General features: G+C 44.4%; 2 protein-coding genes. One reads left to right on the top strand and one right to left on the bottom strand.

The features are described 5' to 3' along the window. Positions 1–138: 138 nt before the first annotated feature. A complete protein-coding gene (locus O9324_RS13780) occupies positions 139–1,428 on the bottom strand; it encodes a glucose-1-phosphate adenylyltransferase (protein WP_002789937.1) in 1,290 nt (429 codons plus the stop codon). A gap of 206 nt (positions 1,429–1,634) precedes the next feature. Between O9324_RS13780 and O9324_RS13785 the strand changes: the two genes are divergently transcribed. Next, entirely contained in the window at positions 1,635–2,999 is a 1,365-nt protein-coding gene (locus O9324_RS13785) for a collagen-like protein (protein ID WP_288140471.1), read from the top strand. Positions 3,000–3,203 lie beyond the last annotated feature (204 nt).

A 3,203-nucleotide genomic window follows, 5' to 3' on the forward strand; every position in this document is an offset into this window, starting at 1 on the left:
ATAACTGATAACTGATAACTGATAACTGATAACTGATAACTGATAACTGATAACTGATAACTGATAACTGATAACTGATAACTGATAACTGATAACTGATAACTGATAACTGATAACTGATAACTGATAACTGATAGATTAAATTACCGTCCCGTCGGGAATAGTGGCATTTTTGAAAATAACCACGATGCCGCTGCGAACATAGAAACCTAAATCTTCGCGATTAGATTCTTCCACACGATCTTTGTTAACAATTAAAACATTGGAACCAATGCGAGCATTTTTGTCCACAATTGCCCGACGAATAGTGGAACCGGAACCGATACCCACGGGAACTTTGGCATTTCCGATCAGACTTTCCCGTTCGGGGAAAGACTCATAAAAGTCGGATCCCATCAGCATTGTATCCTCGATCGTGCAGTCTTTGCCGACTCGACTACGAATCCCTAAAATCGAGTGATGGATGCGACATTCTTTGAGAATACAACCTTCAGAAATCATCGATTCTGTCACCGTACAATTGAGCATTTTTGTCGGTGGCAGATAGCGAGAACGGGTATAGATGGGGGCTTTTTCGTCGTAGAAACTAAAGGCGGGATTTGGTTGTTGGGTCAAGGCGAGATTAGACTCATAAAAGGCTTCAATCGTCCCGATATCTTCCCAGTAACCCTTAAATAAATAAGCCTGAAGATTGTAATCTTTAGCCGCCGAGGGAATGATTTCCTTGCCGAAATCGGTCTGTTCTTTATTGGCATCGAGCAGATCGATTAAAACATTCTTTTTAAAGACATAAATTCCCATGGAAGCGATGTAGGGACTTTGACGGGCTTGGTCAGGACTTAAGCCTAAAATCGTCGTATCTACCCGCATTCTTTCCAATTCTGCCCCTTTGGGTTTCTCATAAAAATCGACAATGCGCCCCGAATCATTAATTTTCATCACCCCAAAAGCGGAGGCGCGACGTTCATCGATGGGAACCACCGATAAAGTGATATCGGCGTTGGTTTCCCGATGGCGTTCGATGAACTTACTGTAGTCCATGCGATAGAGATGATCTCCGGAGAGAATTAGATATTCATCGATATCCCAATCCTTCATCGTCCAGATATATTGTCGTACTGCGTCGGCCGTGCCTTGGAACCATTGAGGATTTTCCATGGTTTGTTGAGCGGCCAAAACTTCCACGAAACCATCGCTAAAACCCGTAAAATTATAGGTACGATTGAGGTGACGATTGAGAGAAGCGGAATTAAATTGCGTCAACACATAGATTTTGTCAATCTGGGAGTTAATACAATTGCTGACGGGAATATCGATTAAGCGATATTTTCCCGCTAGGGGGACGGCAGGTTTTGCCCGCAGTTTCGTTAACGGATAAAGGCGAGTTCCGGCCCCGCCACCCAAAATAATAGCTAATACTTTTTTCACGCGCGTAACCCTCGCGATTGGCTGTTTCCTTCTCAAAGTAAGTGTAGGATGATAGCGCACCTTATTGATAGAGGGGAAACAAAAATCTAGATCTAAAAGTCATCAAGAGGGAATTGATCGGAGTCTTTGGGGATAAATTGGCTAAAATCATGAATTTTTGGGCTAAATCATTAATATTCACCTTTTTTCTCCCTTTACCGTACCTAATGCCCCCTACGGTGACGGGCGATCGCTGTTCTTGGTTAGCCCAAGGTTCCGATGTACAGACTTTCGGCAAACAGGGCCAGAGCGGGAAAGCTGGCAAGGTCGGCAGCCAAGGCAAAAATAGTGACAGTTTAACCCTTTTTCTCGATGGTTCTCCCCTAAAACTCGATATTTCGGGACAAAAAGGGGTCGATGGTGAAAATGGCAGCAACGGCAGCGATGGCAACTGTAGCGGTCAACCTAGCAACGTCACCAGAAATCTCCAGGCGGCCGGTGGTGGTAACGGTGGCAATGGGGGTGATGGGGGTGATGGGGGCAATGGCGGCGCTTTAACCCTCTATGTCACTAATTTAGATTTTTTAAGACAAGTAACGGTCAATGCGGCCGGAGGCGCCGGGGGTTTTGGGGGTCAAGGAGGTCAGGGGGGCAAGGGTTGTCGCTGTTCCCAACCTTTCTGGACAATTCAAACCTGCAGCGGTAGGCCGGGTGATGCCAATTATAGCTGTACCACCAGAGAATTTAGCTGTCAGGATGGTCTGGATGGGGCGACGGGTAATAGTGGTCGTAACGGTCGCGGGGGACGTTTAGGACAGTTAACTTTAATTCAAATCGATCGCCCTTTAACTGCCGACCAACCGAGCGCAACTGTTCCCCTGTCGGAGTTAAAAGAACGGGGTTATATTCTATCTAAAAATAGTTGGGAAACTCGCACCGGGGCAATGTCTTTATTTTCCCCCGGTTCCCTGATCGATGATCAATATCGGATTTTATTAGATCGATCGGAACGTTCTTTTATTTTAATTTGGAATGCCCCCCAAGAGTTTAACCGGTTTGCTAATCAGCGTTTTACTTTAACCCTCGATGATCAAAAGGAAATGAAGGTAACTGTCCCCAGTGAACTCTGGATCGAGGGAACCACTCAAAAACGCAATAATGTTACGGAATTTGTCGTCTATAATGCTGTTTTTGAACGAGATGTCACTCAATTAGAAGCAAAAGGTATTACAGGAAATGGTACTGATTTAAGGCTTTTTCTCGAAGATAAAGCTTCCCAATCGAATTTAATTGGCACTAAATTTAAACTGCGTTATCGCATCACCCGTTGGCAAGCAGACGACCTGCAAACCAGTCCCAGAACTGATTTTGTCACTCGCTATGAAGGAGATATGCCTGCTAATTTAGTCCGACAGGACGGCAATCAATTTATTCTGGATATCGGTCAATTACCCTTACCTGTGGAATCTTTGCGATCGGGTACTGGGGTAGAAATCGAGTTACTTGCTACTCGTTCTTTTGCTGGTTATTCCAAAGAACAAAAAATCGTCATCCGCGACACGATTAAAGGGGCAAATATGCCACGGAGATAAGTCAAAAAAGTCCCCTTCTCCTTTCTCCGGTGCAGTGTTAACCAGTAATTTAGATAGTCAACTTAAGTAGCTGGTTATAATTAAATTAAAAATAGATTTTAGGTTCGATCCCCCCTTAGTCCTAGGGTTGATTCATAGTAGGGTTGATTCATGAATCAACCCTACCCTTAGTCCCCCCTTGATAAGGGTGGTGTCTGATAATTT

Origin of the sequence: Microcystis sp. LE19-84.1B, from assembly GCF_027531875.1 — a bacterium.
Taxonomy (GTDB): Bacteria; Cyanobacteriota; Cyanobacteriia; order Cyanobacteriales; family Microcystaceae; genus Microcystis; species Microcystis panniformis.